Origin of the sequence: Cupriavidus sp. DF5525 (assembly GCF_040149425.2) — a bacterium.
In the GTDB taxonomy this organism is placed as follows: Bacteria; Pseudomonadota; Gammaproteobacteria; order Burkholderiales; family Burkholderiaceae; genus Cupriavidus; species Cupriavidus pickettii_A.
This window is the reverse complement of the sequence record NZ_CP168265.1, coordinates 1668304-1687895: the sequence shown is the minus strand read 5'-3', so window position 1 is coordinate 1687895 and position 19592 is coordinate 1668304. Positions and strand designations below refer to the sequence as shown.

Genomic DNA, 19592 nt, shown 5'->3' with positions numbered 1-19592 from the left:
TCTCCTTTTTTGCACAACGGTTGCATTTCCGTTGTATACAACATAGAGTAGGAAATACGATCTGACAAGAGGAGAACGCGTGACCGACCCAACATCCTTGCCACTTTCGGGGATACGTGTCCTGGACCTCACCAGGGCGCTTGCGGGCCCCTTCTGCACGATGGTCCTGGGCGACCTGGGCGCCGACGTGATCAAGGTCGAGCCCGCGGGCGGGGACATGATCCGCCACTGGGGGCCTTTCGACCGCGGCACCAGCGCTTACTACCTGAGCGGCAACCGCAACAAGCGCGGGATCGCCGTCAACTTCCGCGATCCTCGCGCGCTTGACCTGCTGCGCGATCTCGCCGGCCAGTACGACGTGATCGTGGAGAACTTTCGCGCCGGCGCCATGGAATCCATGGGTCTTGGGTACGAGGCGCTTGCCGAAGCGAACCCTCGGCTCATCTATGCGAGCGTCACCGGTTTCGGCCGTACGGGACCAGCGAGTCAACGTCCCGGGTTCGACCAGATTGCCCAGGGGTACTCCGGACTCATGAGCGTGACGGGCATGCCGGAATCGGGACCGGTCAGGGTGGGTGTGGCGATCGGCGACCAGACTGCCGGGATGTGGTGTGCCATCGGCATCCTGGCTGCCGTAGCGCAGCGCCATGCAACCGGGCGCGGTCGGCGGGTGGAAACCTCACTGTTGGCGGGACTCGTCGGACTCATGAGCGTACAGGCCCAGCGTTACCTGAGCCTGGGGGAGATTCCCGGTCTTGCCGGGAATACGCACCCTGTGATTGCGCCGTATGGGGTATTCCAGACCGCGGATGGGCCATTGAACATCGCACCGGCGACAGCCGAGATGTGGAAGCGCCTCTGCGAGGTGCTTGGATTGCAAGAGCTGATCGATGATCCGCGCTACGCGACGAATGCAGCGCGGATCGAGCGGCGCGCCGAGCTCAAGGAGGTGATCGAGGCCAGGCTGAAGGCGCACAGCCGCAAGGAGTGGACGCAACGGCTGCTGGCGGCAGATATTCCAGCTGGCCCGATCTACAACGTCGCGGACGTCTTTGCTGACGAGCAGGTCATTCACTCCCGGCTTGTGGAGCAAGTCCAGCACGCAGAGCTGGGTTGCATCCGGCAAGTCGGCAGCCCGATCGCCTTCGACGGCCGCCATGGGAAATCCATTCGCCGCGCGCCGCCCATGCTCGGCGAGCACACGTTTGACGTCCTTCGGGAACATGGATTCCCCACGTCCGACCTGGAAGCACTGGCGCGCGAAGGCATCATCCTGCAACACGGCCACGACCCCAAGCCATGAAATCCGCAAACCCTACCCTTGAAATCGCCGGCGGGACGGCGACGATCACACTTCGGCGCCCCTCCGAGCACAATCGGCTTGACCCCGACGATATCGGGGTCCTGCTGCGGCTCGTGGAACAAGTGAGGCGCGACCCGACCTTGCGGCTGCTCGTGCTGACGGGCGAAGGCGAGAAGACCTTCTGTTCGGGCTATACCCTGAGCCAGATCGGCACCCGCCTGGACCGCTCGCTCGAAGACATGATCGACGCCCTGGAAACCCTCGAGCTCCCGACTTTATGCGCGATGAACGGCAGCGTCTACGGTGGTGGCACCGACCTCGCGTTGGCCTGCGATTTCCGGATCGGCGTCCACGGTTGCAAGCTGTTCATGCCCGCCGCGAAGTTTGGGCTGCACTACTACCCAGGGGGTCTGCGGCGCTTCGTCTCGCGCCTGGGCTCTCCGGCAGCCAAGAAGATCTTCCTGACTTCCATGACGCTCGAAAGCGAGGAATTGCTCCGGGTCGGCTTTCTCACTGACCTTGTCCGCCGCGAGGACCTCGCCGCTGCCATCGACATGTATGCCGAATGCATTGGGCGTTGCGACCCGGCCGCTGTTCGTTCCATGAAGCGGCACATCGATGCGATTGCCGGCGGTGAATGGAACGAAACCATCGGCAGGTCGGCCTATGAAGCCTCCCTGCGCTCAGAAGAGACTGCGCGACGCCTTGCCGAGCTCGCGGCCAGGTAGACGGCCACGCAGCATGCGCTGCCAGTTGTCGCATGATGGGTGTTTCAATTGGTCCCGCAGCAGGTGCCGGGGGTTATCCCCGGTGGCGACAAGACGCCCCCGTCCTGTCGCCCGGGATATCTTCGAAACTCACACGGAGCACATACCTCCGTCCACGAGGAGTTCGCTGCCGGACCTTCCATGGCGGCGACACGCGCGGCTATACGGACTATCCCCGCTCAATCCCTTCCTCATCGAGACGCTGACAGCACCACCCCCTGCACCCACCCGCACCAGGCTCAGCCCAGCGCACGCACGGAACTGCTGATGGCACGCGCACATTGCAGCAACGGCGGCGCCAGCCTGGCCTGCGCCTCTTCCAACGACCAGCGGCCGGTGGGCGCCACCACATGGATGGCACCCACCGGCCGTCCGTTGCCGCCGATCACCGGCGCGGCAATCGTCATGTCTCCGAGAAACAGTTCCTCGCTATTTACCGCATAGCCCCGCTGGCGCGCTTCACGCAGCGTCGCCACGATTTCCGCGATATCCGTGCGTGTATACGGCGTGTGCGCGACGCGTTCCGAGCGCTCGATCAGCGTCAGCGCCTCGCCTTCCGGCAAAGCGCTCAGGTAGGCGCGGCCGGAGCCGGTGCAATACATGGGGATGCGGCTGCCAATCGGCATGTGCACCGGCACGAACTGGGCGCTGACAAAGCGTGCGACGTACACCATGTCCGCCTGGTCTGGCTCCGTCAGGCAGGTGGTTTCCGTCGTCAGCTTGGTCAGTTCCGACAGGAATGGATTGGCCACGTCGATCAGCGGATCGGCGGCCAGGTAATTGAATCCGATCCTCATCACCCGCGGCGTCAACTGGTAGCGCCGTGTCTTGGGATGTTTGCGCAGGTAGCCCAGGTGCTCCAGCGTGAAAACCATGCGCTGTGCGGAACTCTTGTTGATGCCAGCCGCCTCGGCAACCTCGCCGATGGTCATGGTGCGCCGCACGGCGCTGAAGGCGGCCAGCACGGCCAGCCCTTTTTCCAGCGACTGGTTGAACAGCAGGCTGGCCGCTTCTTCGACCGGGGGATGTGAGTCTGGCATCACTGTAGACCTCAGGGTTGGCGTCATAAGAATCGCATATCGATTCATATGAAGCAACTAGTGGTTTTTATCTATTACTTATTGATCGATGCAGATCGAATATTGGCATGCAGGTTGCGTAAACCGCGAAACGCGCACCTTGGCGCGCCCCCTGACCCCCAAGCTAGGAGTGTTCCCATGTCTATCGCCACCATTTCCCGCCGCGCCGCACTGGTTCTGTGCGTGGCCGGCACCCTTTCGACCGCTTCGTTCGCCTGGGCCCAGGGAGGTGCACCAACCTACAACGTGGGCGCGACGGCCACAGGCGTGCCGTTTACATTCCTCGATGTGAAGACCAACAGCATCCAGGGCATGATGGTCGACACGGTAACCGCCGTGGGCAAGGCTGGCGGCTTCAACGTCAATGTGCAGCAAACCGCGTTCGCGGCACTGATTCCTTCGCTGACCTCCAGCAAGATCGACATCATCTCGGCGGCGATGCTCAAGACGCCCGCGCGGCAGCAAGTGGTGGATTTCAGCGAGCCGGTCTACTCCTACGGCGAGGGGCTGATCGTCAAGAGCGAGGACAACAAGGCCTACACCACGCTGGATGAGCTCAAGGGCGAGACCGTCGGCGCGCAGGTCGGCACGGTGTTCCTCGACATGCTCAACAAGAAGGGCATCTTCAAGGAAGTGCGCAGCTACGACTCGATCGCGGACATGACGCGCGACCTGTCGCTTGGCCGCATCAAGGCAGGCCTGGGCGACCAGCCGCTGATCGCCTACCAGTTGCGCCAGCACGCGTTTCCGGGCGTCAAGCTCGTCACGAGCTACAAGCCGGTGAATGTGGGCGACGTCTGCCTGGTGGTTCGCAAGGGTGACGCCGAAACGCTGGCAAAGGTCAACAAGGCCATCGCGCAGATCAAGGCCGACGGCACGCTGGCGAAGATCGTCCAGAAATGGGGGCTGTAACAGCCATGGACGGCGCAACGTTCCTCAACCACGCGCGCGAGTTCCTGCCGATCCTGCTTCAGGGCGCGGTGGTCACGGTACAGGTGACCGTGCTGTCGTTCCTGCTCAGCAGTGTCATCGGGCTGGGGCTGGCGCTGATGAAGCTGTCTCCCGTCAGCGTGCTCTCCAACGGGGCGGCGGCGGCGATCAATGTGATCCGCGGCCTGCCGATCATCGTCCAGCTTTTCTATATCTACTTCGTGCTGCCGGAGGCGGGTATCCAACTCACCGCCTTCCAGGCGGGTGTGATCGGGCTTGGCATTGCCTACTCCGCCTACCAGGCCGAGAACTTCCGCGCGGGCATCGAGGCCGTCGATCCCGGCCAACGCGAGGCGGCCCAGGCGATGGGCATGCGCGGACCGCTCATCATGCGCCGCGTGATCCTGCCGCAGGCCTTCCGCATCGCGCTGCCGCCCTATGGCAATACGCTGGTGATGATGCTCAAGGACTCGTCGCTCGTTTCCACCATCACCGTGGCGGAGATGACGCGCGCGGGCCAGCTGATCGCGTCGTCGACGTTCCAGAACATGACGGTCTACACGCTGGTGGCCCTGCTCTACCTGCTGATGAGCCTGCCGCTGGTCTATGGCCTGCGCCGCCTGGAGCAGCGCTTCGGTGCCGGGAGGAAGAAGGCATGATCGACATCCAGAACCTGCAGAAGCACTTCGGCAATCACCACGTGCTGCGCGGCGTCAGCCTGCATGTCAGCAAAGGCGAGGTGGTCTGCCTGATCGGCCCGTCCGGCTCCGGCAAATCCACCGTCCTGCGCTGCATCAACGGGCTGGAATCCTATGACGGCGGCGAGATCCGCGCGTTCGGGGAGCGCGTGGACCGGGACAGCAAGGACATCCATCGGCTGCGCAGCCGCATGGGCATGGTGTTCCAGCGCTTCAACCTGTTCCCGCATCGCACTGTGCTTGAAAACGTGATGGAAGGCCCGGTCTACGTGAGAGGCGAGAGCCGCGACAAAGCCCGCGCCGATGCGATGAGCCTGCTCGACAAGGTCGGGCTGGCGGCAAAGGCACAGGCGCACCCGGCACAACTCTCCGGCGGCCAGCAGCAGCGCGTGGCGATCGCCCGCGCGCTGGCAATGAAGCCCGAGGCCATGTTGTTCGATGAGCCGACCTCGGCCCTCGACCCTGAACTGGTCGGCGACGTACTCGAGGTCATGCGCGACCTCGCGCGCGAAGGCATGACCATGATCGTGGTCACGCATGAAATGGGCTTTGCGCGGGAGGTGGCCGACCGCGTCTGCTTCCTGCACAGCGGCACCATCGTCGAAGAAGGCCCCTCCGCGCAGGTACTGGGCGCGCCCCGCCAGCCGCGCACCCAGGACTTTCTGCGCCGCGTGCTGCACAAGCCGGCCGAGGCAACGGGAGACCTCGCGTTATGACCCTCACTCAGTTCGCGCCGGAGCAGCCAGGCTGCGCCGCCCCGCTGCCGCCGTCGCTGTGGGCCGCCACCGCCCCACCAGCCCCCGCCACACCCCCGTTGCGGGATTCGAGGACGGTCGATGTGCTTGTGATCGGCGGCGGCTACACCGGCCTGTCGACGGCGTTGCACCTCGCCGAGGCCGGGGCCCAGGTGTGCGTGGTCGAAGCCAATGAGCCTGGCTGGGGTGCATCGGGGCGCAACGGCGGGCAAGTCAATCCCACGCTGAAGCACGATCCGGACGAGCTGGTCCGGATGCTTGGCGGCGCGCGCGCCGAACCCCTGATCGACGCCGTTTCGCGCTCCGCCGACCTGGTCTTCGACCTGATCGCCCGCCACGGCATTGACTGCCAGCCGGTGCGCAGCGGCTGGCTGCAGCTCTCCTATTCGCCCAAGGCCGTGCCGGCCATGCACGCACGAGCGCGTCAGTGGCAACGTCGTGGCGCGCCTGTCGAAATGCTCGACCAGGCGGAAGTGGCGCGGCGCGTCGGGACGCAGGCGTTCGCAGGCGGTTGGCTCGATGGCCGCGCAGGTGCCATCCAGCCGCTGACCTACGTGCGCGGACTGGTCCGGGCGGCACAGCACGCGGGAGCCGCCATCCATGGTGGCAGCGGCGTCACGGCGCTGGTGCGGCAAGGTGCGAAGTGGGTGGCGAACATTGCGACGGGCGCGACCGTCACTGCCGACCGCGTGGTGATTGCCACCAACGGCTATACCGGTCCGCTCTGGCCCGGCCTGCAGCAGACGCTGCTCAGCGCCAACAGCTTTATCGTGGCCACGCGCCCGCTCGAAGGCGAGAATGCCCGGGCCATCCTTGCGCGCGGCGAGACGGCGTCGACCTCGCAACGCCTGCTGCTTTACTTCCGCAAGGACCGCGCCGGGCGGCTGCTGATGGGGGGGCGCGGCTTCTTTGCCGATCCACGCCAGCCGCAGGATTTTGCGCATCTGGAGCGTTCTCTGGCGCTGCTGTTCCCGCAGTTGGGGCCACTGGAATATGAGTACCGCTGGGCAGGCCGCATCGCCGTCACCCGCGACTTCATGCCGCATATCCACGAACCGGCCCCCGGCGTGACGATGGCGGTGGGGTGCAACGGACGGGGCATCGCGCTGTGCACGAGCTTCGGCAAGCATCTGGCGGCCAGGCTGACGGCGAATGGCGCGCCATTCCCCTACCCGGTTTCGCCGCTGGCGCCGATTCCGCTGCATGGCCTGCAGCGCTTCTATATCGCCGCCGGGGTCGCCTGGTACAGTTTGCTCGACAAGTTTGGCTGATCGCACTGTCCACCCAGAGCTTTTGTCGCCCCCATGCACGCTGAAAGACCGTAGCGCAGCTACCCCTTATCTGAACTGCCCGCGAAGCGCTCGATCTTGCGGGTCGGCCCGGAGACGACCAACAGGTCTTTCGGCTGGACCATGGTGGTGGCTGTCGCGTGCTCGAATTCTTCGTTGGCACGCTTGATGCCAACCACCGTGACGCCGAAATGCTCACGTACCCTGGACTCCAACAGCGTCTTGTTGTGGGTGGATGCCGGCGCATGGATCCTGGCGATGGCAAAGCCATCTTCGAATTCGATGAAATCGATCATCTTGCCTGTAATCAGGTGTGCAACCCGCGCTCCCATGTCTGCTTCCGGGAAGACGACGTGGTGCGCACCGATGCGTTGCGCGATCTGCCCATGCTCGGCGGTAAAGGCCTTGACCCAGATATCCTTGATCTCGAGTTCGGTCAGCGTCATCAAGGTCATCAGGCTGGACGACATATCCGTGCCAATGCCGACAATGGCGTGAGAGAAATCGGCCACGCCGAGCTGGCGCATCACGTTCACATCGGTCGAGTCGGCCTGAACCGCGCAGGTCAATACATTCGACCAGCGCTGCACCAGTTCGGCATCCCTGTCGATGCCCATGACATCGTGTCCCAGGCGCATGAGCGATTGCGCCACGGAACTGCCAAAACGCCCAAGCCCGATCACGACGATGCTGTCGCCTGCGGAGAAGGCGAACTGTTCGGTAAATAATCTAGCCAACAATTGGGTGCTCCTCGGGATAGCGGTATGGCGTGCGATGTTCGCCCATTGCCAGGGAAACCGCGAGCGTGATGGTGCCGACCCGGCCGGCATACATGAGCCCGGCCAGAATAAGCTGGCCGGAAGCCGGCAGGTCCGCCGTGATGCCGGTCGACAAGCCAGCCGAGCCGAAGGCCGCAATGACCTCGAAGATGACTTGATCGGTCGGGAACTCGGTGACGAACAGGATGGCCAATGTCCCTAGCGTAGTCAAAGCGCTTCCCAGCACCAATACCGTGATCGCCTGTCGCTGCGCCGAACTGCTGACCCGCCGCCCGAACGCCTCGCTGTCGCCGCGCCCGCGGATCTCGGCAATCACCAGCAATGCCAGGATGGCGATCGTGCCGACTTTGACGCCGCCAGCGGTACTCGCACTGCCGCCGCCGACGAACATCAGGAAGTAATGCAGCGCCATGCTTTCATGGGTCAGTGCGCTGATGTCGAACGAGTTGAAGCCGACGGTGCGGGCCGAGACCGAGGCAAACGCCGCGGACCAGAGCTTCTGGCCCGACGGCATCGCGCCGATGGTGAGTGCATTGCTCCATTCGAACAATAGCAGGCCAATAAAGCCCACCACGAACAGCACCGCCGTGGTCGCCAGGGTGAGCTTGCTATGCAGGGACCATCGGCGTGGACTAAAGGTCTTGTTGCGCAAGTCGTGCAGCACGGGAAATCCGATGCCACCGACGACGGCCGCCACCATCACCGGCGCCAGGATCCACTGGTCGGCCGCATAACGCATGAGGTTGTCCGGGTGCGTCGAGAAGCCGGCATTGTTGTAGGCGGAGATCGCGTGAAACACGCCGTCCCATGCGGCCTCGCGCCACGGAATGCCATAGGTGAAATGCAGCCTCGACGTCAGCCATGCCGTGAGGGCCAGTTCGACAGCGAACGTCACCACCAGTACCAGCTTGGCTACGCCGACCACATCGCCCAGACCGATCGCGTGGGTCTCGACCTGGGTGAGCAGCTTGGTCCGCAATCGCAGCGAACGATTGACCATCAGGCCAAGCAGCGTGGACGCGGTCATCATGCCAAAGCCGCCAAGCTGGAACAGCACCATGATGACTACCTGGCCGAAGCCGGACCAGTACGTTCCGGTATCCACGACTACCAGGCCGGTCACGCAGACCGCCGAGACCGAGGTGAAGAAGGCGGTCAGCCACGGCACGCTCCCATCGCCGATCCGGGCCCATGGCAACATCAGCAGTGCACTGCCCGCCACGATGGCCAGCAGGAACCCCATGGCGACGGCGCGGGCTGGATGCAGAGCTGCTCTCATGCCGGAATTGTGTCCCGAAGTCTGGCACAAATCCATGTTTCCAGACGAGCCGTTCGGCGTCCGCTGAAGCCCCACTCCCCGCCGGCCAGGCCGTCGATGGCCGAGGCAGGTTCAAGGGGCGCGGTGCCGGAGGCTCATGTAGAGCATGCGTCTCAACGTCCCGCCGCTTCTGCCGGCTTGCCCCGCGCCGATGCGGCATCGCTAGCCTTCCCCAAACTCCCGCCGACTGCGCGGTGCCTGCGGGCATTGCGCGTCCAGCGACTCCCGATACTTCACGCAGCCGCGCATGAACTGCGGCCAGTCGGGAACGACCGGAACCTGGCTGCTCGTGTCCGGCAGCAACGCCCACAGATCGGGGTGATGCCAGCACAAATCATGGCCGGAAGCATCCCGGTGCCGGCGTATGCCGGCGCGCAGTTTGCGCACTTCCTCGGCGAGCTGATCCCGGCTCATCGCATTGAGGTCGTCGTCCATAGCCTGCTCCTGACAGTCGTTTCGGAGAACCTGGATTCCTCGAATCCGGCGCACGTCGTCAACCGGTCAGACTGTACGCCGTACGTCCCGATACTACTCCCGCACGCACGCAAAAAAGGGCTCCCGAAGGAGCCCGCCCGGCTTGTTTCCGAAGGCTTGCGTAAAGCGCGTCAGGCAGGTACCTGCGTGCTAGCCGCCGCCTTTTCCTTCGAGAAGAGGCTCCTGGACGTTGCGACGTGATTCGCCAGCACTGGCCGCAGCACCATGATCGCCAGGAAGGCTGCGGTCAGGTCCATGCACGCCACCGTGTAGAGGACCGTCGACCAGGTACCGGTCGCCTCCATCATCAGGTTGCCGATCGGAACGAACAGTGCGCCGATACCCTTGGCGGTGTAGAGCACGCCGTAGATCTTGCCGATGTGCTTGGTACCGAAGGCGTCGCCGGCCAGGGCCGAGAACAGCGAGTAGACTTCGCCCCAGGCCAGGAACACCACCCCTGACAGGATCAGGAACGCATACGGGTTGCTGCCAAAGTAGCCGAGCGCAATGATGCCGATCCCTTCCAGCGTAAAGGCGATGACCATGGTCTTCTCGCGCCCGATATTGTCCGAGATCCAGCCGAACAGCGGACGCGAGATGCCGTTCATGATGCGGTCGAGCATCAGCGCCAGCGGCAAGGCGGCCATCACGAAGAAGTGCAGGTCGACCTTGAATTCCTTGACGCCGAGGTCCTTGGCGATGACACCGAGCTGGGCAACGGCCATCATGCCGCCGGTGACCACCAGGATGAACATCACCAGCATCAGCCAGAACAGCTTGGTGCACATCGCTTCCTTGAGCGTGTAGTCACGCGTGGCCTGGACCAGCTTCTGCGACGCCTTCACCTCATGCGCCTTGGGCGAGCGCAGGAACCACGCGGCGATAAACGCGAGGGAGCCTTGCAGCAGCCCGAAGAACAGGAAGGTGTGCTGGAAGCCCTGCGACTCGATCATGGCCGCGATGGGCAGGATCGTCGCCGCGGAGCCCGCGCCGTAACCGCCGGCGGTCAGGCCAACCGCGAGGCCGCGCCGGTCCGGGAACCACTTGAGCGCGTTGTTGATGCAGGTCGCATAAATCGAGCCCACGCCGAGACCGCCGACTGCCGCGCCGACATAGAAGCCCATCAGGGTGGTGGCCTGCGAATTGATGCACCACGCTGCGCCAATGAACAGCGCACCGAAGGCGACCATCAGCCGCGGGCCGAACTTGTCGATGAAGTAGCCCTCGATCGGCGCGAGCCAGGTCTGGACCAGCACGAACACCGTGAAGGCGATCTGGATGCTTGCGCGCGACCAGCCATAGGTATCCTGGATTTCCGGGACGAATAAGGTCCAGGCGTACTGGATATTGGCGGTGGCGATCATGCAAACGACGCCAACGAGCAGCTGGGTCCACCGGGCGGCTTCGGGGACCTGGGGATTGGGGCGAAATGCTGCCGACGGATTACTCATGGCGCGCTCCTTGAATCGTCTGATTTGGCTGATCCGAGAGTGCGGACGGGTATGCGGACGCGCTGCGCCCCAGCTTGGATATGGCTGCTGGCATTTTATGTCTCCTGGTCATTGGCATTTGTTGCCTTTTAATGCGACGCCGGACTGGCGTCTCCGCCCTCACCTGCCTCTAAAAATCAAGAGTGGCGATGGGATACACAGTATGTGATATATCAAGTAAGTTCAAGCGAAAGGAATGGCAGGGTTTTCACCAGATTTATTACCGCGCCAGATGGGAACCGGAGATTCACATTGGCTGCGTATCATTCCCCACGCTAAATCCGCCACCAGCATGGGTTGGCGGGCGGAAATCCCAGGCTTTCCCCCGCTTCCCGCATATATACCGTTAATAGATGAGCATTCCTGCTGAATCGACGGGAAAAGGCGGTGGCTTCAACTGGAGCTGAATCGCAGGGTTTTCCCCGACTCGATTCATGAGCGAAGCAAATATGCGCTCACATGGGTATCGCATCATTATTGCGGCCAAAAAAAAGCCCGCGGAGTCGCTCCACGGGCTGAGTCATGATGCGGGACATCGGCCGCAACATGTACTGCATGTTATAGGCGAGTTTTCAATGTTAATAAATAGAAACAAGCCCTCAGCGTGCGGGTTCCCTCATTACATTTTCGTAATGAGGGCAGACGGCCCATTCATTACATTTTTGCAATGAGGGAAAGCGGATTCCCTCATTACGTTTTTGTAATGGACAGGCATTTACGGCACACTTCGTTTCACTGCGTGGCTTCGTTATGTCACGGCATGATGTAATTGCCGGAATGCCGCGCACGAAGGCATCCGTTGCGGCGCCGGCGTCGGTCTCTGGCCGGCCAGGATGTGCCCGATGATTGTTGGCGCTGCGATCTCGTACAATCGTTGCCATAGTGGACAGTGCATTGCGCCCCCGCTCCCGGCTGTTTTCCCCAGCCGGGACCGGTTACCCACGCGAGTCCGCCTGTTGACCGATTTTCTTGCGAGATTCCTTCTGATGACGATCGGGCTGCTGAAGGGAGTCGGGGTTTCCACAGACCCCACCCAACACCGCCCGCCTTGACCATGCGCAAGCCCTGATCCAATCGCGGCCCGCAAACTGGCACCCATGACCACCATTCCTTCCTCGCCCTCCCGCGCCCCCGGTACCCCTGAACCGAAGATCGACGAACCGACGGTGGCCTTGCGCCGGCGCCGCCGGGCCTTCATGCCGCACGGCCGCCTGGCCTGGATCACCGGCGTCGTGAGCTGGACGCTGCTGATCGCCAGCACCTTGTTCTGGTGCCTGCTGCTGTTCGCTCTGGCGTTGCTGAAGCTGGCGCTGCCGTTCGCGGCGGTCCGGCGCCGCATCGATCCGCTGCTGAACGGGATCGCCACCGCATGGATTTCCTGCAATGCCGGCTGGTTTGCGTGGATCCAGCGCGAGCCCTGGGATGTTCAGGGCAATGACGGACTGCGCTATGCCGACTGGTACCTGGTGAACTGCAACCACCAGTCATGGGCCGATATCTTCGTGCTGCAGCGGTCGCTGAACCGGCGCATTCCGCTGCTGAAGTTTTTCCTGAAGCACCAGCTGATCTATGTGCCGGTGATCGGCCTGGCGTGGTGGGCGCTGGATTTCCCGTTCATGAAGCGCCATGGCAAGGCGCAGCTGCGGCGCAATCCGGCGCTGCGGCGGCAGGACCAGGAAACCGCGCGGCGCGCGTGCGCGAAGTTTTCATTGGTGCCGACCAGCGTGATGGTGTTTGCCGAAGGGACCCGCTTTACCGAGGCCAAGCGCGAGGCGCAGGCGTCGCCGTATCGCCACCTGCTCAAGCCCAAGGCCGGCGGGCTGGCGGTGGCGCTGAATGCGATGGGGAACAGGTTCCGCTCGATGATCGACGTCACCATCGCCTACCCGGAAGGCGCGCCGAGCTTCTGGGACCTCGCCTGCGGGCGCGCCGGCCCGGTGCTGGTGCGCATGCGGCAATTGCCAGTGCCGCCGTCATTCTGCGAAGCCGATTACGGCAGCGACAAGGCCTTCCGGACCGAATTCCATCACTGGCTGGCACAGCAGTGGGACGCCAAGGACGCCGAGATCGAGGCGCTGGTCGCCCCGCGCGCTGACTGACCGCTCCCGCCGGCGCAGCGCGAACGCCCTGCGCCGGCAGCCGTTGCCTACCCGGGCAACCGGGCCACTGCCCGTTTCCCCTGCGCGACCGCTGCCGTCACCGACGGGCTGCCGGCATTGTCGCTGTTGGCGATGCTGATATTGCCCACGCCGGCCAGGCCGGGCCACACCGCATCGGGCGCGACGTTCTCGCCCGCCAGGCTGTCCGGCATGTAGCTGTAGCCGTGCGCCCAGCGGTTGACGGTGATGCCGCGGATCACGTCCTTCGACGCAAAGCCGGCATGCCCGAGCATGCGGTCGAGCTGCGCGCGGATCTCGCGCTCGAGCGCGTCGAACGGCGTGCCGAGCAGGAAGGCGCGGCCGGCGCGGAAGCGGTCGCGCGCGCGCATGCCGCTGTCGGGTACGGTAGGCACGTAGAGCATGTGCAGCACCGCCGGGTCGGAGGGCTGGTCGCCCGCCGGCGGTTCCAGCCACAGGTCGGTATAGGCCATGGCCGGTGCGTGGATGCGGCGCGTGCGCAGCGTGGCGAAGGACTGCCAGTGGTCCAGCGCCACCTTGGTGTAGACCAGCGGCGCCTTGGCTTCGTCGTGCAGCACGGCCTTCTGCGCCGCCGGCAGCGACGGCAGCAGGTACGGGATCATCATGTTGTAGCCGGCCAGCACCACATGGCGCGCCTCGACGCGATGCAGGTTGCCGCTGAAGCCGTAGGTCACCCGCGTGATATTGCCGTCGGGCTCGACCGCGATCGCGGTGCTGTTCAGGCGCAGGCGCACCGGCGCGCCGTCGCGGTCCAGCCGGCTGTAGTCGAACGCGGCCGTGGCCACATCGGCCGGCCTGGCGAGCGACGCCACGCCCGGGATCAGTTTCTGCACCAGCAGCCGCGCCAGCGAAGCGTTGCCGTCCGGGAACCACAGGCGCGATGCCGGCGACTTGCCGAGCCGCGCATTGCCCGCCGGCGCGGGCATGTTGGCGCCGGCCGGCAGCCCGATTGCGATCGCATCGGTGACGGAAATGCCATCGGCATCGAGCGCATAGGCATCGTTGCTGCGGCTGCGCAGGAAGCGCTGGCCGGCCAGGCCGATGCCGGCCTTGTCGCGCAGGAAGGCGCTGTAGCGCAGCGTGCGCAGTGCGGTGGCGCGCTCGGTCGCGGAAACGCCCGGCAGGTAGTCGGTGGTGCCGGCTGCCAGCCGCGCCAGCGCGGCACGGTCCGCGGCGGGGAGCGGCGTGTTGTCGAGAAAGCGCATCAGCGCCGCGGCCTCGGGACTGCCCGGCCGTTGTCCGCTGCGCGTATCGATCAGCTCGCCGAAGGGATCGCCCGGCACCCACTGGTCGCGGCCAAAATGCTCGGCATCGAAGAACACGGCGCGGCCCATGCCGAGCGCGGCATACGGGTCCGCGGGCGGTGGGCCGGGCAGGCGCGCGGCGTCGAGCCCCACCCCCGCCAGCAGTTCGCGCACCGCGGCGTCGGTGGCGGCACTGGGCGGCATCTCCGCGCTGCCGCCATAGGTCACCAGCCGCTTGCCGCGCACCGTGAACTCATTGCGCTTGGCATGGCCACCGAAGTCGTCGTGGTTGTCCAGGATCAGGATGCGGCGGTTGGCGCCGAAGCGGCGCCGGTAGAACCACGCCGCGGCCAGCCCGCTGAGGCCGCCGCCGACCACTACCAGGTCGTAGGCTTCGCGCGCCAGTACCACGGGATATTTCGCGCCTTCGCGCGCCAGGCTGTGGGCCAGCGTAAAGGTGCCCGCGTGGTTGCCGCGCAGCCCGGTCAGCGCCGGCGGATACACCGCCCCGCCCCCGGCCTGCTGCGCGTGCAGCAGTTGCACGGGGGCGAGCCCCGCGGCGATGGTCAGGGCGGTGCCGTTGAGGAAGTCTCTGCGCGTGATCGTCATCGGGTGCTCATCGAAAGGCTTCGGCTCAGCGGTGCCCGGCGAGCGCCTTGCGCCGCGCCGCCACCTCGGCTTCCCGCACCGGCGCGGCGCGGTTGCCCCAGCCGGCGCGGATAAAGGTCAGCACGTTGGCCAGCTCCTGGTCGTCCAGGGTCCAGCCGTAGCCGGGCATGTGGTAGTCCGCCGGTGCGGTGCCCACGCGTGCAGTCACGGCGCCGTCGAGCAGCAGGTTCACCAGCGAGGCGGGGTCCGGATCGGCCACGGTCGGGTTGCCGGCCAGCGGCGGGAACACGCGCGCAAAGCCCTTGCCGTCGGCGCCGTGGCACGGCATGCAGAACACCGCATACTGGCGCGCGCCGAGCTGGTCGAAGCGGCCCTGGTGCAGCTGCTGCGCGGTGGCGGGATCGGGCCGGAACGGCTTGTCCTCGCCGCGTGCGCCGGGGATCGACTTGAGGTAGGCGGCCACGGCTTCGAGGTCGGCCGGGCTCATGTACTGCGTGGCGGTGGAGATCACCGTCGACATCGGCCCGAACGAGGTCGCGTGCCCATTGCGCCCGGTGCGCAGGAACTCGGCGATATCGGCGCGCGACCATGCGCCCAGGCCGGTGAGCTGGTCGCCGGTCAGGTTGGTGGCGGACCAGCCTTCCACACTGGCACCGGCCAGGAAGTGGCGGCTGCGCTCGTCCAGGCCCTTCTCGGCAAAGAGCGGGCCGCGCGGCGTGTGGCAGGCGCCGCAGTGGGCCACCGCCTGCACCAGGTAGGCGCCGCGGTTCCAGGCCTCGCCGCGTGCCGGGTCGGTGCGGACCGGGTCGTCGTCGAGGAACAGCACGTTCCACACGGACAGCAGCCCGCGCACGCCGAACGGCCAGCGCATTTCAGGCGCCGGGTTGCGCTGCGCGACCGGCGCCACCTCGGCGCGCAGGTAGGCGTAGAGCGCCGCCACGTCTTCGGCGCGCATGCGTGCATACGACGGGTACGGCATGGCCGGGTACAGCCGCTTGCCGTCCCGCGCCACGCCCTTGCGCAGCGCACGGTCGAATTCGGGCAGCGTGTAGGCGCCGATGCCGCTGGCCGCATCCGGCGTGATGTTGGTCGAGTGGATGGTGCCGACCGCGGTGCGGATCGGCAGCCCGCCGGCGAACGGCTTGCCGCCTTCGCGCGTATGGCAGGCGGCACAGTTGGCGATGCGGGCCAGGTAGCGGCCGCGCTCGATCTGCTGCGCGTCGGCGCCGGTGGCGGCCAGCGCCAGGCGCGGCGCGGACAGCAGCGGCACCAGCATAGCCAGCGCCAGCCACAGCCAGGGCAGCAGGCGCGCCGGCAACGATGCGGCGGCGCGATGCCGCCCGGTGGGGCGAAACATGGGGACGGTCAGCTTATTATCGGGTGGGTTGTTTATCCATGCTGGCACAAACCCGGCCAATCAGGCCAGTGCAATCGCGGGTGTAATGGCGAAAGTATGGGCAGACACCTGCGCTGTTGCGCTGGACACGGCCCAGTTGGCCAGCAGCACCAGGCATGCCACCAGCACGGCGGCCACGGCTGCGCCGGTCAGGATCAGCGGCACCGGGCGCAGGTTCTCCAGGTCGCGCTGGTGCTCCTGCCCCTTGCGCAGGCCGAAAAAACCCCACAGCACGGTTCGCAACAGCCTTAACTGACTCATGGCATCTCCTGGATAAAGCCTGTGGATACAAGAGCGGATTATGAGCCGCCTGCGTCAGCCATAACAGCATCAGATACCTGAAAAATTTACATATCAGTTTGCCGGGAGCCGGCGATAATGACACCACCCTGCTCCCCTGCCCGCCCCCGATGAAACGGTACGAAGCCCTCGCCGAAACCCTGGCCGCCGATATCCGCAACGGCAGCCTGCCGCCGGGCACGCGCCTGCCGTCGATCCGCAAGACCGTGGCGCAGTACGGCGTCAGCCCCTCCACCGCGTTCCAGGCCTACTACCGGCTGGAAGAACGCGGGCTGGTGCGGGCGCGCGAACGCTCCGGCTACTACGTGGCGGGGCCGGCACGGCGCGAGCTGCCGCAGCCGCAGGTACGGCCCTCGCGCCAGGTATCGACGCAGGTGGATATCTCCAAGCTGGTGTTCTCGGTGCTGGAAGCCGCGCGCGACCGCAAGCTGGTGCAGTTCGGCTCGGCCTTCCCCTCGCCCGAGCTGTTTCCGTGGGAGCGGCTGGGCAAGTCGCTGGCGCGTGCGGGCCGCGCGCTCGACCCGTGGCATTCGGTCAACGACCTGCCGCCGGGCAATACCGCGCTGCGCCGGCAGATTGCGCTGCGCTACCTCGGCGCGGGCGCACCGCAGCCGGCCGAGGACCTGGTCGTCACCAACGGCGCGCTCGAGGCGCTGAACCTGTGCCTGATGGCCGTGACCCAGCCAGGTGACGTGGTCGCGATCGAATCGCCCGGCTTCTATGCCTCGCTGCAGGCGCTGGAGCGGCTGCGCCTCAAGGCCGTGGAGATCCCGGTCGACCCGGCCGAGGGCATCGACCTGGGCGCGCTGGACGCGGCGCTGGCGCGGCATCCGGTCAAGGCGTGCTGGTTTATGACGCAGTTCCAGAATCCGCTGGGCGCCAGCATGTCGGAAGACAAGAAGAAGGCGCTGGTGGCGCTGCTGGCGCGGCACCAGGTACCGCTGATCGAAGACGATGTCTATGGCGAGCTCTACTTTGGCAACCGCTGTCCGTTGCCGGCCAAGGCCTTCGATACCCAGGGGCTGGTGATGCATTGCAGCTCGTTCTCGAAGACGCTGGCGCCGGGCTTCCGCATCGGCTGGGTGGCGCCGGGCCGCTTCGGCGAGGCGATCCAGCGGCTCAAGCTGATGACCACGCTGTCGGCCGGCGTGCCCACGCAGGTGGCACTGGCCGAGTACCTGCAGCATGGCGGCTACGACAAGCACCTGCGCAAGCTGCGCCACGTGCTGGAGATGCAGCAGGGGCGCATGATCGATGCCATCGGCCAGCATTTCCCGGAAGACGTGCGCGTGTCGCGGCCGGAGGGCGGCTACTTCCTGTGGGTCGAGTTCGCGGCGGGATTCGATGCGCTGGCATTGCACCATGCCGCGCTGGAGGCCGGCATCGGCATTGCGCCGGGGCCGATCTTCTCGGCGCGGCAGGGGTATCGCAACTGCACCCGGCTCAACTATGGGCACTTGTGGGACGAGGAGGCGGAGGCCGCCGTCGCCACGCTCGGGCGGCTGATCGCGCAGCAAGGGCAAGGCTAGCGCGCGTCGCGCCGGCGGCGCAGCGCCCATTCGAGCGTCTCGAATCCTGCCTGCACCACCAGCGCCAGCACCGCGGCCGGGATCGCGCCGGCCAGCAGCAGCGTGGCGTCGTTGAGCGCCAGGCCGGTGGCGATGCGCTCGCCAAAGCCGCCCGCGCCGACAAAGGCCGCGATCGTCGCCGTGCCCACGCTGATGATGGCCGCGGTCTTGACGCCGGCCAGCAGCACCGGCAGCGCCAGCGGCAGTTCCACGTAGCGCAGCACCTGGCCGCCGCGCAGGCCTAGCGCGCGCGCCGCATCGCGCATGCCCTGCGGTACCTGTTCCAGCCCGGTGCTGGTATTGCGCACGATCGGCAGCAAGGCATAGAGGAACAGCGCGACCATGGCCGGCCACACGCCGATGCGGCCCAGCAGCGGGATCAGCATGGCCAGCAGCGCCAGCGACGGCACGGTCTGCAGCACGCTGACCGCGCCCAGCACCACTTGCCCGGTGCGGCGCCGTCTCGCCGCAACGATGCCCAGCGGCACGCCGACCAGCGTCGCCGCACCGACCGCGCCCGCCACCAGGCCGACATGGCGCCGGGCGAGGCGCGTGGTGTCCGGGCCGAACAGCGCCGACCACAGCCGGCTGCGCGGCGCGTCATTGCCATGCCCTGCTTGCTGCGCTTGTGTGCCGGCGAGAAACGCGCGCGCAATCGCATCGAACGGCTGGGCGTCGATCTCGGCAGCCGCATTCATGGCGATCATGTCGTCGGCGCCGACGCGGCCAGCCAGCCGCTGCAGCGCCTGCCACGCCTGCGGGAAGCGCTGTGGCACGTCCAGCCGGTACACCACCACGGCGTCATAGCGCGGGAAGTAGTGCCGGTCGTCCTCCAGCACGCGCAGCTGGTACTTGCGGATCTTGGCGTCGGTGGAATAGATGTCGATCGCATCGACCTGCCCCGCTGCCAGCGCTTCATAGGCGACGCCGTGGTCCAGCCCGACCGGGCGCTGCGGCAGGCCGTAGCGGCTGGCCAGCCCCGGCCAGCCGTCGGCGCGGCCGAGGAACTCGTGCGACAGGCCGAGCCTGAGCTGCGGCTGCGCGGCCAGGTCGCTGAGCCGGTGCAGGCTGCCGGGCGCGCGGCTGTCGGAGACGGCAAGCGCGTAGGTGTTCTCGAAGCCTAGCCGGATCGCCGCGCCCAATCCCATTGGCGCCAGTGCCTTCTGGATGGCGTCGAGCCCGGCGCCGTGCGGCAGCTTCAGGATTTCCGCGGCGAGCGTGCCGGTGTAGTCGGGATACAGGTCGATGCTGCCGGCCTTCAGCGCTTCGAACACGATCGCGGTGTTGCCCAGGCCCGGCAGGTGCTGGGCGATGCCGGGCGGGCCTGCCGCCTGCGTCAGCAGTTCGCCAAGGATGTAGGACTCGGTAAAGCGCTTGGAGCCGACGCGCAAAGCATCCGCCGCCTGCGCAGGCGTGGCGGCTGCGAGTGCTCCAGCCAGCACCCACGCCCCAAGC

At 66.0% G+C, this 19592-nt stretch carries 17 protein-coding genes; 8 read left to right on the top strand and 9 right to left on the bottom strand.

Annotated elements, in window-relative coordinates:
- Nucleotides 1-79 precede the first annotated feature (79 nt).
- Entirely contained in the window at nt 80-1303 is a 1224-nt protein-coding gene (locus ABNX08_RS07985; RefSeq protein ID WP_022534661.1) for a CaiB/BaiF CoA-transferase family protein, read from the top strand.
- Nucleotides 1300-2031 (top strand): enoyl-CoA hydratase/isomerase family protein, encoded by a 732-nt coding sequence (locus ABNX08_RS07980; protein ID WP_022534660.1) that lies wholly within the window; start codon nt 1300-1302, stop codon nt 2029-2031. Before ABNX08_RS07985 ends, ABNX08_RS07980 begins: the two co-directional genes overlap by 4 nt.
- 278 nt (nt 2032-2309) lie before the next feature.
- Here ABNX08_RS07980 and ABNX08_RS07975 read toward each other — a convergent pair whose 3' ends face one another.
- The gene (locus tag ABNX08_RS07975) at nt 2310-3110 is read right to left on the bottom strand and encodes an IclR family transcriptional regulator (RefSeq protein ID WP_374063654.1); all 801 of its coding nucleotides are present in this window, start codon (nt 3108-3110) and stop codon (nt 2310-2312) included.
- Nucleotides 3111-3287: 177 nt separating this feature from the next.
- Between ABNX08_RS07975 and ABNX08_RS07970 the strand changes: the two genes are divergently transcribed.
- From ABNX08_RS07970 to ABNX08_RS07955, 4 genes are read left to right on the top strand one after another with little or no spacing between them, the layout of a single operon-like run.
- Nucleotides 3288-4061, top strand: a complete 774-nt coding sequence (locus tag ABNX08_RS07970) for an ABC transporter substrate-binding protein (protein ID WP_349604553.1) — start codon at nt 3288-3290, stop codon at nt 4059-4061.
- Between the two features lie 5 nt (nt 4062-4066).
- Nucleotides 4067-4738: an amino acid ABC transporter permease gene (locus ABNX08_RS07965; protein ID WP_022534656.1), complete on the top strand. Its 672-nt coding sequence runs from the start codon at nt 4067-4069 to the stop codon at nt 4736-4738.
- Nucleotides 4735-5493, top strand: a complete 759-nt coding sequence (locus tag ABNX08_RS07960) for an amino acid ABC transporter ATP-binding protein (protein ID WP_022534655.1) — start codon at nt 4735-4737, stop codon at nt 5491-5493. The genes ABNX08_RS07965 and ABNX08_RS07960 overlap by 4 nt, the downstream gene beginning before the upstream one ends.
- Nucleotides 5490-6803 (top strand): FAD-binding oxidoreductase, encoded by a 1314-nt coding sequence (locus ABNX08_RS07955; protein ID WP_022534654.1) that lies wholly within the window; start codon nt 5490-5492, stop codon nt 6801-6803. The genes ABNX08_RS07960 and ABNX08_RS07955 overlap by 4 nt, the downstream gene beginning before the upstream one ends.
- A 59-nt stretch (nt 6804-6862) precedes the next feature.
- On the opposite strand, the gene ABNX08_RS07950 is transcribed toward ABNX08_RS07955, so the two are convergent.
- The 4 genes from ABNX08_RS07950 to oxlT form a co-directional block, all read right to left on the bottom strand.
- Nucleotides 6863-7561 carry a TrkA family potassium uptake protein gene (locus ABNX08_RS07950; protein ID WP_022534653.1) on the bottom strand — a complete coding sequence of 233 codons (699 nt, stop codon included), beginning with the start codon at nt 7559-7561 and terminating at the stop codon, nt 6863-6865.
- Complete coding sequence (locus ABNX08_RS07945; RefSeq protein WP_041681010.1) at nt 7551-8879, bottom strand: potassium transporter TrkG; 1329 nt, start codon at nt 8877-8879, stop codon at nt 7551-7553. Before ABNX08_RS07945 ends, ABNX08_RS07950 begins: the two co-directional genes overlap by 11 nt.
- A 201-nt stretch (nt 8880-9080) precedes the next feature.
- Entirely contained in the window at nt 9081-9353 is a 273-nt protein-coding gene (locus ABNX08_RS07940) for a hypothetical protein (protein WP_022534651.1), read from the bottom strand.
- Between the two features lie 170 nt (nt 9354-9523).
- On the bottom strand, nt 9524-10843 hold the full coding sequence (gene oxlT, locus ABNX08_RS07935; RefSeq protein WP_022534650.1) for an oxalate/formate MFS antiporter: 1320 nt from the start codon (nt 10841-10843) through the stop codon (nt 9524-9526).
- Nucleotides 10844-12078: 1235 nt separating this feature from the next.
- Between oxlT and ABNX08_RS07930 the strand changes: the two genes are divergently transcribed.
- Entirely contained in the window at nt 12079-12981 is a 903-nt protein-coding gene (locus ABNX08_RS07930; protein ID WP_041681351.1) for an acyltransferase, read from the top strand.
- A gap of 47 nt (nt 12982-13028) precedes the next feature.
- Here ABNX08_RS07930 and ABNX08_RS07925 read toward each other — a convergent pair whose 3' ends face one another.
- From ABNX08_RS07925 to ABNX08_RS07915, 3 genes are all read right to left on the bottom strand, one after another.
- A complete protein-coding gene (locus ABNX08_RS07925; protein WP_022534647.1) occupies nt 13029-14873 on the bottom strand; it encodes an FAD/NAD(P)-binding protein in 1845 nt (614 codons plus the stop codon).
- Nucleotides 14874-14898: 25 nt separating this feature from the next.
- Entirely contained in the window at nt 14899-16149 is a 1251-nt protein-coding gene (locus ABNX08_RS07920) for a cytochrome c (protein WP_349604710.1), read from the bottom strand.
- A 141-nt stretch (nt 16150-16290) separates the two neighbouring features.
- On the bottom strand, nt 16291-16530 hold the full coding sequence (locus tag ABNX08_RS07915) for a DUF2970 domain-containing protein (RefSeq protein ID WP_022534645.1): 240 nt from the start codon (nt 16528-16530) through the stop codon (nt 16291-16293).
- Nucleotides 16531-16679: 149 nt separating this feature from the next.
- Here ABNX08_RS07915 and ABNX08_RS07910 point away from each other — a divergent pair, with 149 nt between their 5' ends.
- On the top strand, nt 16680-18098 hold the full coding sequence (locus tag ABNX08_RS07910; protein WP_349604558.1) for a PLP-dependent aminotransferase family protein: 1419 nt from the start codon (nt 16680-16682) through the stop codon (nt 18096-18098).
- Here ABNX08_RS07910 and ABNX08_RS07905 read toward each other — a convergent pair.
- Nucleotides 18095-19579, bottom strand: a complete 1485-nt coding sequence (locus tag ABNX08_RS07905; RefSeq protein ID WP_041681009.1) for a glycine betaine ABC transporter substrate-binding protein — start codon at nt 19577-19579, stop codon at nt 18095-18097. The genes ABNX08_RS07910 and ABNX08_RS07905 overlap by 4 nt on opposite strands.
- Nucleotides 19580-19592: the final 13 nt, after the last annotated feature.

Excerpts from the sequence above, each read along its gene's own strand:
- ABNX08_RS07980 (WP_022534660.1), top strand. The coding sequence starts at position 1,300 with ATGAAATCCGCAAACCCTACCCTTGAAATCGCCGGCGGGACGGCGACG.
- ABNX08_RS07975 (WP_374063654.1), bottom strand. The coding sequence starts at position 3,110 with ATGCCAGACTCACATCCCCCGGTCGAAGAAGCGGCCAGCCTGCTGTTC.
- ABNX08_RS07970 (WP_349604553.1), top strand. The coding sequence starts at position 3,288 with ATGTCTATCGCCACCATTTCCCGCCGCGCCGCACTGGTTCTGTGCGTG.
- ABNX08_RS07965 (WP_022534656.1), top strand. The coding sequence starts at position 4,067 with ATGGACGGCGCAACGTTCCTCAACCACGCGCGCGAGTTCCTGCCGATC.
- ABNX08_RS07960 (WP_022534655.1), top strand. The coding sequence starts at position 4,735 with ATGATCGACATCCAGAACCTGCAGAAGCACTTCGGCAATCACCACGTG.
- ABNX08_RS07955 (WP_022534654.1), top strand. The coding sequence starts at position 5,490 with ATGACCCTCACTCAGTTCGCGCCGGAGCAGCCAGGCTGCGCCGCCCCG.
- ABNX08_RS07945 (WP_041681010.1), bottom strand. The coding sequence starts at position 8,879 with ATGAGAGCAGCTCTGCATCCAGCCCGCGCCGTCGCCATGGGGTTCCTG.
- ABNX08_RS07940 (WP_022534651.1), bottom strand. The coding sequence starts at position 9,353 with ATGGACGACGACCTCAATGCGATGAGCCGGGATCAGCTCGCCGAGGAA.
- oxlT (WP_022534650.1), bottom strand. The coding sequence starts at position 10,843 with ATGAGTAATCCGTCGGCAGCATTTCGCCCCAATCCCCAGGTCCCCGAA.
- ABNX08_RS07930 (WP_041681351.1), top strand. The coding sequence starts at position 12,079 with ATGCCGCACGGCCGCCTGGCCTGGATCACCGGCGTCGTGAGCTGGACG.
- ABNX08_RS07925 (WP_022534647.1), bottom strand. The coding sequence starts at position 14,873 with ATGACGATCACGCGCAGAGACTTCCTCAACGGCACCGCCCTGACCATC.
- ABNX08_RS07920 (WP_349604710.1), bottom strand. The coding sequence starts at position 16,149 with ATGCTGGTGCCGCTGCTGTCCGCGCCGCGCCTGGCGCTGGCCGCCACC.
- ABNX08_RS07915 (WP_022534645.1), bottom strand. The coding sequence starts at position 16,530 with ATGAGTCAGTTAAGGCTGTTGCGAACCGTGCTGTGGGGTTTTTTCGGC.
- ABNX08_RS07910 (WP_349604558.1), top strand. The coding sequence starts at position 16,680 with ATGAAACGGTACGAAGCCCTCGCCGAAACCCTGGCCGCCGATATCCGC.